The organism is Phaeospirillum tilakii, assembly GCF_042683125.1.
GTDB lineage: Bacteria > Pseudomonadota > Alphaproteobacteria > Rhodospirillales > Magnetospirillaceae > Phaeospirillum > Phaeospirillum tilakii.
In genome coordinates this window covers 206312-218863 of sequence record NZ_JBHUIY010000002.1, presented here as the reverse complement: position 1 = coordinate 218863, position 12552 = coordinate 206312, and the positions used below count along the sequence as shown (strand labels likewise).

The following is a 12552-nucleotide window of genomic DNA, read 5'->3' as shown; positions in this document are numbered from 1 at the left end:
CTTCTGCAACCAAGTTGCAGACCGGAGCTCGTCCAAAGCAATTACATCACGCTTAGCTGAGATGCGCTTGACTTTGGTCGGTCCGTGAACCGGACCGGCGCCGCCTGCGCATCCCTTCCTGTCTCTTTACTTGTCAAACAGCAGGAGGACGTTTCCGTCTTCCGTCCCGCTCCGAGGCGGGGCCCGCCGCAGCGGGAGGCCGGTTTCTACTCGGCCCGGCCGGCCGTGTCAATCTCTTTTTTTCGCCGCCGCCGGAAAGTCCGGAGCGGCAAGGGCGCCGTTTCTACTTCAGCGCCGGACCCCGTGTCAACCGCTTTTTTACGCCGCCGGTGCGACCCGGTGGCAGCGGCCTTTCTCGAGGCCCCCGTCGCTTCGGAACCAACCGGTCCGTCGCGGCGAGGGGCGCTTTCTAGGCCTCCCAGCCGCCCCCGTCAACCGCTTTTTGCAAAAAAGTGACACCGCCCTCCCCCGCCGTTTCGGCCGGCTTGATCGCGGCAGGAAGCGACGCCACCTCCCCTGGGTACTTCGTCCTCATCAGGGAGTGTTCCGCCGATGCGCGTTGCCGACTCGATCCGCCAGAAATTGACCGCCGGCCTCGCCCCGACCCGGCTGGTGATCGACGACCAGTCCGCCCGCCATGCCGGGCACCAGCCCGACGCCGCCGAGGAAAGCCATTTCGCGGTCGAGGTGGTCTCCGCCGTCTTCAGCGGCAAGAACCGGATCGAGCGTCACCGCCTGATCCATGGCCTGCTGGCCGAGGAACTGGCCGGGGGCGTTCACGCCCTGGCCGTCACGGCCCGCAGCCCCGAGGAGGACGCGGCGTAAGCGCGGGCTCTGCCCGCACCCGCCAAGGGCCGGGGGCCCTTGGAACCCTTGAATCGAAGCAGGTCCAGGAGCCGCTGGCTGCCTTACGGGTGCGGGCGGAGCCCGCGTCCCTTACTTCACCTTGACGTCCATCAGTTCGATATTGCGCCGGGCGGTATCGGCGGTCGGGCTGTCGGGAGCGCGTTCGATCGCCTTGATCCAGTCGGCGCGGGCGCCGGCCTGATCGCCGGCGGTCCGGCGCAGCATGCCGCGTTCGAGCAGCGCATCGGGGAAGGTCGGGTCGAGTTCGAGGGCACGGGCGATGTCGCGGCCGGCCTCGTCGGCACGGTCGAGCTGGCGCAGGGCGCTGCCGCGCAAGGTCAGCGCCTCGACCCGGTTGGGTTGGGCCTGGAGCAGGCCGGTCAATTGCTCGACCGCCTCGGCGAGATGGCCGCTGCCGGCCAGCAGCACCGCTCTGTCGAGCAGCAGGTCGGGCTGGCCCGGCACCAGCTTGAGCCCGGTGTCGAGATTGGCCAGCGCCCGGTCCTGCCGCCCGGCGAGTTCCCACGCCTGGGCCGCCTGTTCCAGCATCTGCGCCCGCATCGACGCCTCGCGCCGGCTTTGCTCGGCCAGGGTTTCGAGGCGGTGGGCCGCCTCCTCGTATTTGCCGAGTCCGATCAGGGCCAGGGCGGCACAGTGACGGGCGGGCTCGCCGCCGCCGAGCGACTGCCAGGCGATCGCCTCCTCCCAGCCCTCCTCGGGCTTGGAACGGGCCAGGGTCAGGCAGGCCTCGTATTCGGCATGCGGTTCGATTACCGCGGCGGCGGCCAGATCGGGCCACAGCAACAGCGGCACAAGCAGGATGGTCGGGCGCTTCATGACCGGCTAGTCTCCGCAAAAGTACGGCGGATGCAAGGCGGGCTGGGCCATGGGCGACAAATTTCTGCTGTTCGGATTGGGCTATACCGGCCGGGTGGTGGCCCGGGCCCTGCAAGCGCGCGGCTGGCGGGTCGTCGGCACCACCCGCTCCGGCCGGGCCGACGGCCTGCCGGGAATCGAGGTCTGGCCGTGCGACCGCTCCCGGCCGCTGCCGGCCGAGGCGCTGGCGGGGGTGACGGCGGTGCTGTCCACCGCCCCGCCCGACGCCGCCGGCGATCCGGTCCTCGACGCGATGGGGCCGGCGCTGGCCGCCCTCCGGCCGCGCTGGGTCGGCTATCTCTCCACCACCGGAATCTATGGCGACCATCAGGGTGGCTGGGTCGATGAAACCACCCCGCCCGCCCCCACCCAGGAGCGTTCGCGCCAGCGTCTCGCCGCCGAGCAGGCGTGGCAGGCCAGCGGACTCGGGCCGCACATCTTCCGGCTGGCCGGGATCTACGGCCCCGGCCGCTCGGCGCTGGAGCAGGTGCGGGCCGGCACCGCGCGGCGGGTGGTCAAGCCGGGACAGGTGTTCAGCCGGATCCATGTCGAGGACATCGCCCGGGCGGTGCTGGCCTCGCTCGACCGGCCGGCGCCGGGCGAGATCTACAATCTGTGCGACGACGACCCGGCCCCGCCGCAGGATCTGATCGCCCACGCCGCCGCCCTGCTCGGGGTCGCCCCGCCGCCGGAAATCCCGTGGGAGCAGGCCGCCACCACCCTGTCGCCGATGGCGCTCGGCTTCTATGCCGACAACAAGCGGGTGGCCAACCGCAAGATGCACGAGGCGCTGGGGCTGACCCTGGCCTATCCCGGCTATCGCGAGGGGCTGGCGGCAATCGCCGCCGCCTCAGAACCGTAGCGGGTGGGCGGGACCGAACGAGGCCAGCAGCAGCGACGCCCCGAGCAGGAACAGCCCGCCACCCCCGACCAGCGCCACCGCCGGCCCGAGCCGGCCGCTGCCGTCGCCGCCCCCCCAGCGGGCGACCCAGCCGCGCGCCTGCACACTGGCCACCGCCAGCACCGCCACCGCCAGCGCGGTGCCGCAGGACATCGCCGCCACCGCGGCGATTCCGGCCCAGCCCAACCCGAGCAGGTTGGCCAGCGCCAGCACCAGCACCGCCCCGCTGCACGGCCGCAACCCGATCGACAGCAGCACCCCGGCCACGCCGCGCCAGCTTTCCGCGCGGGCGATCTGGTCCGGGCCGGGCGCGGGCACGCAGCCGCAGCCGGGGCCGTGATCGTGATGGTCGTGGTGGTGGTGATCGTGGTGATGGTGATCAGGGTCGGGACAGGCGCGCCGCCCGGCCCACAGCGCCCGCCCGGCACGGCCCGCGAACAGCAGGCCGAGCCCGGCCAGCAGGGCGAAGCTGGCGCGCTCGCTCCACGACACCGCCACCGCGCTGCCGCCGGGCAGACCATCGGCCAGCAGGCCGAGGCCGGACACCAGCAGGATCGCGGTCAGCCCCTGCAACACGGCGCCCCCCGCCGCCAGGGCCAAGCCGCGCCGCAGATGGCAGGCCTGGGTCAGCAGATAGGTGGCGATCACCGCCTTGCCGTGGCCGGGACCGGCGGCATGGAACAGACCGTAGAGGAAGCTGACCCCGATCAGCCCCCAGCCGGCGGCGAGCGAGCCGCTGCCGGCGAGGGCGTGCAACTGGGCGGCCAGGGCGCGGTGGAACTGGCGCTGTTCGGTCAGGATCCAGGCGACCAGACGGTCACCGCCGTCGCCGGCCGCGACCAGTGCCGCGACACCGGCGACCAGCAGGATCAGGCCGAGCGGCGGGACGGCGCGGCTCAGGGCCGGGGGGAGGCTTCGCATGTGATTTCGACCTTCTCGGCAAACTGGGCCCCGAGTCCGTCGCCGCCGCTCTGGGTACGGTCGAGCGCGGCGGCGGCGGCCACCGCCTTGGGATCGGGATGGGGTTGGAGCAGACGGAAGCGGCAGCCCGGCGGCGCGCCCTCCAGCCGGATCGCGTCCTTGGCCTCGGCGTGCAGCATCTCGATGAAATAGGTCGGATCGAACACCGCGTAGGTCAGCGGCGCCGCCTGGGTCGGGATGACCGGCTCGGCCAGCGGGGCGAGGAAATCCATCCGCAGCCGCCCCGCTTCCATCCGCGCGCTGGCCGGCGGCGGCGGCGCCAGGGCGATCTCGCGCCCGCCGGCATGGACCCGGGTGAAATAGCCATAGCCGGCGAGGTTGCGCATGATCCCCTTGATCAGCCGGTCGATCCGGGCCGGATCACCCTTGCCGACGGTGTCGGCGCTGTAGAACTCGTCGAACAGCCAGGATTCCGCGAGCCCGGTCACCCGGCCGTCGGCGTCGAACCGCACCGCGACCGAAATGTCGATCCAGGCATGGGGGTGCGCCGCCGCGTGCCCCGGGGCCAGCGCCAGCAGCGCCAGCCCCAGCGCGACGACGGCGCGACCGGTCGGGCTCAATTCTTGGCCATCGCCGCCACCAGCACGGCGACATTGTGGCGGAACATCGCTTCGTAGCTGGGGGCCGGGCCATCGGCCGCCGACAGCGCGTCGGCATAGAGGGTGCCGCCGACCACCGCGCCGGCATCGTGGGCCAGGGCGCGGATCAGGCGCGGATCGGACATGTTTTCGAGGAACACCGCCCGCACCTTGGCCTGCTTGATCTGGCGCACCAGCCGGGCGACATCGCGGCTGGTCGGCTCGGCCTCGGTGCTGAGCCCCTGGGCGGCGAGCAGGGTGACGCCGTAGGCCTGGCCGAAATAGCCGAAGGCGTCATGGGTGGTGATGATCCGCCGCTGCGCCACGGGCAGGGTGGCGATCTGCGCCCGCACCCAGCCGTCGAGCTGGTCCAGCCGGTGGTCATAAGCGGCGGCGCGGGCGGTGATCGCCGCGCCCTGCTCCGGCGCGGCGGCGGCCAGCGCCTGGGCGATGTTGGCGGCATAGCGCCGGCCGTTGGCGAGATCCTGCCAGGCATGCGGATCGGCCGCCCGATCCTCCATCCGGGGGGTAACCCCGGCCGAGGCCAGCACCAGCTTGCCGCGCGCCCCGGCGGCGGCGACCAGCCGGTCGAGCCAGGGTTCCAGCCCCAGCCCGTTGGCCACCACCAGATCGGCCTCGCTCAACGCCTTGACGTTGGCCGGGCTGGGCTCGAACAGATGGGCGTCGCCGTCCGGCCCGACCAGGGCGACCACCTCGGCCGCCGGCCCGGCGATGTCCTGGGTGATCCCGGCCAGGATCGAGAAGGTCGCCACCACCTTCAGCGGCCGCGCCTGCGCCGCAGCACTTCCGCCGACCAGCGCCAGCAGCAGCACCGCCAGCACCATCCCCCGTCGCAGCATCTCGGTTCTCCCTTATGCAACCCGTTCCGCAACGTTATAACATTACATCAGGCCACCTGCGCAAGGGGCGCTGAGGTGGGCTCCGCCCACACCCGCCAAGGGCCAAGGGCCCTTGGAACCCTTTGATGGTCGGGTCCCGATCCGCTTTTCAGCTTGGGCGCAAACGTTCGTCGCGCGAAGGACCGGGAAAGGGATCCAAGGGCCTCATCGCCCTTGGCGGGTGCGGGCAGAGCCCGCGTCTTCCCGCCGCCATGGCACCAGCAGCGCCTCGCCCTCGATTTCGGCGCGATGGGCGCGGATGGCATAGGCCTCGGCCAGCAACGCGTCCGACAGCGCCACCGCCGGCGGCCCGTCCGCCCGCAGCCGCCCGCCGGCCAGCAGGGCGACGCGCGAGCAGAACCGCGCCGCCAGGGTCAGGTCGTGCAGCACCAGCCCGACCGCCCGCCCCGCCGCCGCCTGGGCCGCCAGCAGGTCGAGCACCGCGAGCTGGTGATGCGGATCGAGCGCCGCCAGCGGCTCGTCGAGCAGCAGCAGATCCGCCTCGACCGCCAGCGCCCGGGCCAGCAGCGCCAGCGCCCGCTCGCCGCCCGACAGCGCGGTCAGCGCCCGCTTGGCCAGCGATTCGATCCCCACCGCCGCCAGCGCGGCGGCCACCGCCGCCCGCCCCGCCGGCCGGTCGGCGTCGCCATGCGGCAGCCGCCCCAGCGCCACCGCCGCCGCCACCGGGATCGGCCAGGGCGCCTCGGCGCTCTGCGGCAGATAGGCGATCCGCCGCGCCCGCTCGGCCGCCGGCCAGTCCGCCAGCGTCCGCCCGTCGAGCCGCACCGCGCCCGCCCCCGGCCGGTCGAGCCCGACCGCGCAGCGCAGCAGGGCGCTCTTGCCGGCGCCGTTGGGGCCGACGATGCCGAGCAGCTCGCCCGGGGCCAGGGTCAGCGTGACTCCGTCCAGCGCCGGCCGTCCGCCCCGGGTCAGCGCCAGTCCGCGCCACTCCAGCCGGCTCATGGCTGTTCCCCCCGCATCCGCACCACCTGGGCCAGGAAGAACGGCGCCCCGACCAGCGCGGTGGCGACGCCGAGCTTCAGTTCCGGGCCGCTGGCCAGCGCCCGCACCCCGAGATCGGCCGCCAGCAGCAGCGCCGCCCCGCCCAGGGTGCTGACCCCGAGCAGGCGGCCGGGATCATGGCCGACCCAGCGCCGCAGCAGATGCGGCACCACCAGCCCGACGAAGCCGATGCTGCCGCTGACCGCCACCGCCGCGCCGACGCAACAGGCGGTGCCGACGATCGCCAGCAGGCGCAGCCGGACCGGATCGATCCCCAGCGAGTGGGCCACCGCCTCGCCCAGCGCCAGCGCGCTGAGGCCGCGCCGGGTGGCGAACAGCAGGACCCAGCCGAGCAGGATCAGCGGCGCGGCGAGGCGCAGATGAACCCAGGAGCGGTCGGCGACCGAGCCGAGCAGCCAGAACATCATCTCGTAGGCGGCCAGCGGCGAGGGGGCGAGGTTGAGCGCCAGCGCGGTCAGGGCGACGGCGAAGCTCGACAGCGCCACCCCGGCCAGCAGCAGGGTCAGGCTGCCGGCGCGCCGCCCGGCCAGCGCCACCAGCAGCAGCGCGGCGAGCAGGCCGCCGGCCACCCCCCCGGCCGCCACCGACCACAGCCCGAAATAGAACGCCAGCACCGCCCCCAGCGACGCCACCGCCGACACCCCGAGCACCCCGGGATCGGCCAGCGGGTTGCGCAGCAGCCCTTGCAGCACCGCCCCGGCCAGCCCGAGCGAGCCGCCGGTCAGCAGCGCCAGCAGGGTGCGCGGCAGGCGGATCTCGACCAGCACGGTGCGGGCCAGCGTGGCCCGGGTCGGGTCGGCCGACCACAGATCGGTCGGCCCCAGCGCGGTGGCCCCGACCGACAGCGACACCACCGTCAGCAGCAGCACCAGCAGGGCCAGCACCGGTTCGGGCGCGGGCCGGCTCATCGTGCCGCCTCCGCCACCAGCGCCGCCGCCGCCGCCAGCGCCGGATCGGGACAGGCCCACAGCCGCATCGGCACCGTCACCCGGCGCAGCCCCCGCCCGGCCAGCACCGGATGGCGCAGCAATTCGCCGGACAGCGAGGGCGCCTCCTCCCCCATCGATTCGATCACGATCAGTTCCGGCCGTCCCGCCACCAACGTTTCCAGCGGCAGCGGAGCAATCCCGCTCCGCCCGGTCGCGGCGGCGAGGTTGACCAGACCGACCCGGCCGAACAGTTCGTCGGCCAGGGTGCCCCGCCCCGCGCTCCAGCCCCCGGCCTGATACACCGCCGCCACCACCGGCCGCTCCAGCCGTGGCAGCGCCGCCAGCCCGGCCTCCAGCCGGGCCACCATCGCCTCGCCCCGCGCCGTCTCGCCCAACGCCGCCGCCAGCCTGCGGATCTCGGCCCGCACCCCGTCGAGGCTCTGCGGCGCGCCGACCCGGTAGACCGGCACCCCCAGCCGCTCCAGCAACATCCCGGTCGCCGGATCGTTGAAGGTGCCGAGCACCACCAGATCGGGATGAAAGGCGAGAATCTGTTCGACCCGGCCCTCGGTGACCGGCAGGCCCTGGGCCGCCGCCGCAACGGTCGAAACCGCCGGGTCGGCCGCGAACGGGCCGACCGCCCTCACCCGGTCGCGCTCGGCCAGCTCCAGCACCAGCCGGTCGGCGCACAGATTGGCCGAGACGATGCGGCGGGGGGGCTCCGCCAGTGCCGGCAGGGCCAGCAGCAGGGTCAGGGTGAGCAGCACTCCCAAACGCATCGTTCGTATCCTCGACCGCCTTGCAGGGCGCCGCCCTGCCCCCGCCGGGGCCGCAAGGCCCCGGACCCCTGCTGTTAAAACGACAGGCCGAGCCGGCCGACCACCGTCCGCCCCGGCAGGGGGTAGGCGTTGGCCGCGCCATAGGTCGTGCTGCTGGCGATCGCGTAGTCGTAATAGCTCTGGTCGAACAAATTCTGCACCGCGAACGACCAGGTGACCGGCGCCAGCTCGCCGCCGACCCGCAGATCGACCACGGTATGCGAACCGATCAGCGGCTGGAAATTGCTCTGGTCGTTGTCGGCGCGGCGATCGCCGACATAGCGGGCGTCGAGATCGACCACCACGTACTTCTCCCACGCGTCCCACGACAGCCCGGCGGAACTGGTCCAGCGCGACACCAGCGGCACGTCCTTGTCCTTGTACACGCCGGCGGTGAATTTGGCTTCGGTATAAGCGAGGCCGCCCTTCAGCCGCAGTTCGGGGGTCAGGCGGTAGGTCGCGGTCGCCTCGCCGCCATAGCGCCGGGTCGGGTCGAGGTTGCGGTTGACCCCGCTGATCGGGTCGTAATGCAGTTCGTCGCGCAGCTCCATCACGTAGCCGCTGCCCTGCCAGCCGAACCGGCCGTGCTGGCCGCGCAGGCCGAGTTCGAGGTCGCGCGAGGTCTGGGCCTTGAGGGCGAAATTGGTGCCCGAGCCCCAGGCGGTCGAACCGACCCGTTCATCGACATTGGGCAGGCGCAGGCTGCGGCCGAGCCGGCCGAACAAAGCCAGTTGCTCGGTCAGGCGATGGTCGAGGCCGAGATGCAGGGCGTATTGGGTGTCGCTGTCCGACAGCGGGTTGCCGCCCGGGGTGATCGCCCAACTGGCCGAGGCGTTGTCGGGGTTGTAGCGATCGACCGCCGACAGCATCACATGCTCGACCCGGGCGCCGAACGACAGGTCGGTGTCGGGACGGACCGACAGGGTGTCCTGGAGGTATTCGGCCACGTTGTGCTGGCGCAGGTGGTAGGTGTGGAACGGACGGTTGCCCTGATGCCACATCCGCCGCGAATCATAGAGGGAATAGCTGTAATCGAGGCCGGCGGTCAGCCGGTTGGGCAGGCCGGCCAGGCTGCCCTCGCCATTGAGCCGGGGGGTGAAGGACAGGGTGGTCAGCTGGCGCTCGTTGTAGGTGTCGTAGACGCTGCCCCAGCTGCTGAAGAAGGCGTCCTCCTGCTCCTTGTGCCGCACCCCGCCATCGACCACCAGTTCGAGGCCGGAAGCGACGTCGAAACTGCCGCCCAGCGCGGCGTTGACCCCGCGCTTCTCGGCATGGTCGTAGGGCGAGGTGGTGCCGCGCCGCAGGCCACGGGCATAATTGGTCTGATTGACCCCACCCGGCAGGCCGAGATGCTGGTCGTCGGCGCCGAGATTGAGATACAGCTCGCCGCCGTCGAGGCTTTGCCGCACCTCGCCCGAGATGCTGCGCTGTTTGAGGGCGTTGTTGTCGCGATAGCCGTCCGAGGTGATCTGGCTGCCGGCGACCGACAGCGCGGTGTCGCCGATCCGCTTGTTGACCCCGGCATTGGTCTCGCGATAGCCGAGCGAGCCGATCGCCCCCTCGATCCGCGCCGAATCCGGGGTATTGGCGCCGTTCTTGGTGACGATGTTGATCACGCCGCCGACCGCGCCGTCGCCATACAGCACCGCCCCGGCATTGCCCCGGGTGATCTCGATCCGTTCGATGTTGGAACGCTGGATCGCCGACAGATCGACCGAGGACAGATCGACGTCGTTGAGACGGCGGCCATTGACCAGGATCAGGGTGTTGCCGGTCGCGGTGGCACCGAAGCCGCGCATGTCGACCGAGGCGCCGCTGCCGTTGACCCCGCCGAACATCGTCTGCACCTGGATCCCCGGCACCCGGCCGAGGATGTCGGCCAGACTCTGCCCGGGCGAGCGTTCGATCTCGTCGGCGGTGATCACCGTGGTCGAGGCTCCGGTGATGCCCTCGCCCAGCCGGCTGGCGGTCACCAGCGTCTCGGGCAGCGGGTCGGCGGCCGTGGTCCCGGCGGCCTGGGCGGCCGGTCCGGCGCCGATCGCGGCCAGGGTCAACAAAAAGGTCAGGCCGGGTCCCCCCCGGCGCGCGGAATGTCCGCAAGCTCCCATCGGTCACGCTCCTGCGTTCGCGCCCCGGCAAGGCCGGACGGCGCGTGGAAACGAAAACCGATCGGAAGGCCATGACGAATCGGCCCCGACCCGATCCCGGCCGGCGCCGACAGGCACCAGGGGAACCGGCACAACATCGCTCGGGTCATGACGGGGGGAATCCCGGCACGGCCTTCGTCTCGGCGTCGACGTCACCGCTGCGAAAGGCCGCTCCGTATGGGTCCACCGCCCACCGGTTGGGTGACCGTGCTGGCAGGTCTCCTGACTCGCGGGTCATCGCCCGAAGCGCCCGGCCTTCCCAGTTTCCCAGTGGCCATGATGGACGCGGACTCGCCGCTCACAGTTGCGGGGACAGTCACGGATTGCGACCCGCGCGGGGCCGGCACCGTGTTCCCTCTTGCCTCCCCGGTGCGAACCGGGGAACCAGCATGTGCGCCGAAGATGAAACAGCCGTCCCCGCCGGTCAAGCCGGTTTTCCGCCGCCCGCCCGCCCGACACCGGGGCTTGCCCTCTCCCCCCGACCCGTGCGAAACGCCCCGGCGATGGAACCGCTGTTCACCCTCGAAACCCGCCCCGGCTGGCTGATCGCCCGCTTCCCCGCCCCGTGGCGGCTGGCCGGCTGGAGCCTCAACCGCCCCGGCCTGACCTCCACCGCCTGCGTGGCGTGGCTGGAAGTGGTCGATGCCGACCTGCCGCTCGGGGTCGATCCGCTCGACCTGCTCGACCGCCGGCTGGCGGAAGCGGGGCTGGACGGCGCCGCCGGGATGATGACGGCGCGGGCGCTCGACCGCCACCACCGCGCCGCCGCCGGCACCGGCCCCGACCGCGCCGAGGTACTGGTGACTCTCGGCCTGACCAACGGCGCGGTGCTCGATTCCGCCGGCCACCCCCGCCCGGTGATGCCGCCGCCGCCCGCCCCGGTCGGCACCATCAACCTGCTGGCGGCGCTGACCCGGCCGCTCAGCGACGGCGCCCTGCTGGAGGCGCTGGCCCTGGCCGCCCAGGCCCGCACCGCCGCCCTGCTGGCCGAGGACGGCCGCATCGTCGGCACCGGCACCGACTGCATCCTGCTCGCCTGCCCGCCGGCAGCGGCGCCCTGCCCGTTCGCCGGCCTGCACACCGCCACCGGTCAGGCGCTGACCAGCGCGGTCTATCAGGCCACCCGCGCCGCCCGCCGGGTGTGGGAGGCGGAAAATCCCGCCACCCTGGCGGCGTCGCGCCGGCTATGATCCCCCCTTCCCCGCCCCGAGAAAGGCTTTCCCGATGGCCCACCCGCCCCGCAAGACCCTGCTGCTGATCGGCATCGGCCCGGGCGATCCCGACGCGCTGACCCTGGCCGCCGTCAAGGCGATCCAGCAGGCCGACCTGTTCTTCTTCCTCGACAAGGACGGGCCGGGCACCGAGTCGCTGATCCGCTTCCGCCAGGACATCCTCGACCGCCACCGCGACGGCCGCCCCTACCGCGTCGCCCGCGCCCCCAGCCCGCCGCGCGACCGCACCCCGGCCGATTATCACGAGACGGTGGTGGAATGGCGCGACCGCCGCACCGCCCTGATCGCCGGGATGATCGAGCGCGAGCTGGCCCCGGGCGAGTGCGGCGCCTTCCTGATCTGGGGCGACCCCTGCCTGTATGACGGCACCCTGCAAAGCCTGCGCGAGCTGATCGACCGCGACGGCGCCGCGTTCGACCTGCGGGTGATCCCCGGCATCACCTCGGTGCAGATGCTGGCCGCCCGCCACGCCGTGCCGCTCAACCGCATCGGCGAAAGCGTCACCATCACCACCGGCCGTCAGCTCGAAACCGGCGACCCCGCCGCGATCCACAACGCGGTGGTGATGCTGGATTCGCGCTCGGCCTTCCGCCGCCTCGATGGGACCGGGACGGTCGATATCTATTGGGGGGCGGATGTCGGCAGCCCGGACGAAACCCTGATCGCCGGGCCGCTCGACCGCGTCGCCGGGCAGATCGAGCAGGCCCTGACCGAGCAGCGCCGGCGCAAGGGCTGGGTGATGGATTGCTACCTGCTGCGCCGGCGCGAGGAGGAATAGGGGCCGGGGCGGCAAGGATGCCGAGAGGCGCTGCCTCTCGGCGCTCTCCGCGAAGGGCCACCGGCCCTTCGAACCCGGAAGATCAGCAGTCGGGGCAAGGCGTCAGCGGCAGGCCGCGCCGCAGCCAGCCCGGTCCGGCCTCGCCGCCCAGCACGCCCTCGTTGACATCGGCGACGGAGCGGAAGCCGTGGGCCAGCAGCAGCGCCCGCGCCTGGGCCGAGCGGCGGCCGCTGCGGCAGATCACCGCCACCGGCGCCGACCGGTCGCCGCCGACCAGGGCGGCAAAGGCGGCGACGAAGGCGGCATCGTCGGCGCGGTTGCGGTAGTCAAGCCGGCGCGCCCCGGCCGGCACCCCGGTTTCCCGCCATTCGTCCGGGGTGCGGACGTCCACCAGAATCAACTTGCCGGCGGCAATGGCGGCGCGGGCCTCGGGCGGGGACAGGGTGGCCTGCTGGGCCAGGGCCGCCGGACCGAGTGCGACCAGGGCCAAAGCGGACAGGGCCGCCGCCAGGGTCTGGCGGCGGGAGAAGATGGGTCGGGTCAT

At 72.8% G+C, this 12552-nt stretch carries 13 protein-coding genes and 1 riboswitch; of the genes, 4 read left to right on the top strand and 9 right to left on the bottom strand.

Translation table 11 applies throughout. From position 1 onward, the window contains the following. The first annotated feature begins 552 nt into the window (after positions 1-552). A complete protein-coding gene (locus ACFSNB_RS02075; protein WP_377314021.1) occupies positions 553-825 on the top strand; it encodes a BolA family protein in 273 nt (90 codons plus the stop codon). Positions 826-936: 111 nt separating this feature from the next. On the opposite strand, the gene ACFSNB_RS02070 is transcribed toward ACFSNB_RS02075, so the two are convergent. After that, entirely contained in the window at positions 937-1683 is a 747-nt protein-coding gene (locus tag ACFSNB_RS02070) for a tetratricopeptide repeat protein (protein WP_377314019.1), read from the bottom strand. A gap of 49 nt (positions 1684-1732) precedes the next feature. Here ACFSNB_RS02070 and ACFSNB_RS02065 point away from each other — a divergent pair, with 49 nt between their 5' ends. Next, entirely contained in the window at positions 1733-2584 is an 852-nt protein-coding gene (locus ACFSNB_RS02065) for an SDR family oxidoreductase (RefSeq protein WP_377314017.1), read from the top strand. Here the strand turns inward: ACFSNB_RS02065 and ACFSNB_RS02060 are convergent. The 7 genes from ACFSNB_RS02060 to ACFSNB_RS02030 form a co-directional block, all read right to left on the bottom strand. Continuing rightward, the gene (locus ACFSNB_RS02060; protein ID WP_377314015.1) at positions 2573-3544 is read right to left on the bottom strand and encodes a nickel/cobalt transporter; all 972 of its coding nucleotides are present in this window, start codon (positions 3542-3544) and stop codon (positions 2573-2575) included. The two genes, ACFSNB_RS02065 and ACFSNB_RS02060, sit on opposite strands and share 12 nt — an antisense overlap. Further along, complete coding sequence (locus tag ACFSNB_RS02055; protein ID WP_377314013.1) at positions 3520-4164, bottom strand: DUF1007 family protein; 645 nt, start codon at positions 4162-4164, stop codon at positions 3520-3522. The genes ACFSNB_RS02060 and ACFSNB_RS02055 overlap by 25 nt, the downstream gene beginning before the upstream one ends. Then, entirely contained in the window at positions 4161-5042 is an 882-nt protein-coding gene (locus tag ACFSNB_RS02050; protein ID WP_377314011.1) for a metal ABC transporter solute-binding protein, Zn/Mn family, read from the bottom strand. Before ACFSNB_RS02050 ends, ACFSNB_RS02055 begins: the two co-directional genes overlap by 4 nt. 204 nt (positions 5043-5246) lie before the next feature. Then, the gene (locus tag ACFSNB_RS02045) at positions 5247-6044 is read right to left on the bottom strand and encodes an ABC transporter ATP-binding protein (RefSeq protein WP_377314009.1); all 798 of its coding nucleotides are present in this window, start codon (positions 6042-6044) and stop codon (positions 5247-5249) included. Further along, positions 6041-7012: a FecCD family ABC transporter permease gene (locus tag ACFSNB_RS02040; protein ID WP_377314007.1), complete on the bottom strand. Its 972-nt coding sequence runs from the start codon at positions 7010-7012 to the stop codon at positions 6041-6043. The genes ACFSNB_RS02045 and ACFSNB_RS02040 overlap by 4 nt, the downstream gene beginning before the upstream one ends. Then, on the bottom strand, positions 7009-7812 hold the full coding sequence (locus ACFSNB_RS02035) for an ABC transporter substrate-binding protein (RefSeq protein WP_377314005.1): 804 nt from the start codon (positions 7810-7812) through the stop codon (positions 7009-7011). Before ACFSNB_RS02035 ends, ACFSNB_RS02040 begins: the two co-directional genes overlap by 4 nt. Before the next feature lie 74 nt (positions 7813-7886). Beyond that, positions 7887-9905 carry a TonB-dependent receptor family protein gene (locus tag ACFSNB_RS02030; RefSeq protein WP_377314003.1) on the bottom strand — a complete coding sequence of 673 codons (2019 nt, stop codon included), beginning with the start codon at positions 9903-9905 and terminating at the stop codon, positions 7887-7889. Between the two features lie 288 nt (positions 9906-10193). Next, a riboswitch (cobalamin riboswitch) is annotated at positions 10194-10402 on the bottom strand. 99 nt (positions 10403-10501) lie between these two features. On the opposite strand from ACFSNB_RS02030, the gene ACFSNB_RS02025 reads away from it, so the two are divergent. Both ACFSNB_RS02025 and cobF read left to right on the top strand, forming a co-directional pair. Beyond that, on the top strand, positions 10502-11188 hold the full coding sequence (locus ACFSNB_RS02025) for an adenosylcobinamide amidohydrolase (protein WP_377314001.1): 687 nt from the start codon (positions 10502-10504) through the stop codon (positions 11186-11188). A gap of 34 nt (positions 11189-11222) precedes the next feature. Further along, positions 11223-12008, top strand: coding sequence for a precorrin-6A synthase (deacetylating) (cobF, locus tag ACFSNB_RS02020; protein WP_377313999.1), 786 nt, complete (start codon positions 11223-11225; stop codon positions 12006-12008). An 82-nt stretch (positions 12009-12090) separates the two neighbouring features. Here the strand turns inward: cobF and ACFSNB_RS02015 are convergent, their stop codons facing one another. Beyond that, entirely contained in the window at positions 12091-12552 is a 462-nt protein-coding gene (locus tag ACFSNB_RS02015; protein WP_377313997.1) for a rhodanese-like domain-containing protein, read from the bottom strand.

Coding starts and splice junctions, on each gene's coding strand:
- ACFSNB_RS02070 (WP_377314019.1), bottom strand. CDS start 1,683: ATGAAGCGCCCGACCATCCTGCTTGTGCCGCTGTTGCTGTGGCCCGAT.
- cobF (WP_377313999.1), top strand. CDS start 11,223: ATGGCCCACCCGCCCCGCAAGACCCTGCTGCTGATCGGCATCGGCCCG.
- ACFSNB_RS02025 (WP_377314001.1), top strand. CDS start 10,502: ATGGAACCGCTGTTCACCCTCGAAACCCGCCCCGGCTGGCTGATCGCC.
- ACFSNB_RS02015 (WP_377313997.1), bottom strand. CDS start 12,552: ATGACCCGACCCATCTTCTCCCGCCGCCAGACCCTGGCGGCGGCCCTG.
- ACFSNB_RS02040 (WP_377314007.1), bottom strand. CDS start 7,012: ATGAGCCGGCCCGCGCCCGAACCGGTGCTGGCCCTGCTGGTGCTGCTG.
- ACFSNB_RS02060 (WP_377314015.1), bottom strand. CDS start 3,544: ATGCGAAGCCTCCCCCCGGCCCTGAGCCGCGCCGTCCCGCCGCTCGGC.
- ACFSNB_RS02050 (WP_377314011.1), bottom strand. CDS start 5,042: ATGCTGCGACGGGGGATGGTGCTGGCGGTGCTGCTGCTGGCGCTGGTC.
- ACFSNB_RS02045 (WP_377314009.1), bottom strand. CDS start 6,044: ATGAGCCGGCTGGAGTGGCGCGGACTGGCGCTGACCCGGGGCGGACGG.
- ACFSNB_RS02035 (WP_377314005.1), bottom strand. CDS start 7,812: ATGCGTTTGGGAGTGCTGCTCACCCTGACCCTGCTGCTGGCCCTGCCG.
- ACFSNB_RS02075 (WP_377314021.1), top strand. CDS start 553: ATGCGCGTTGCCGACTCGATCCGCCAGAAATTGACCGCCGGCCTCGCC.
- ACFSNB_RS02065 (WP_377314017.1), top strand. CDS start 1,733: ATGGGCGACAAATTTCTGCTGTTCGGATTGGGCTATACCGGCCGGGTG.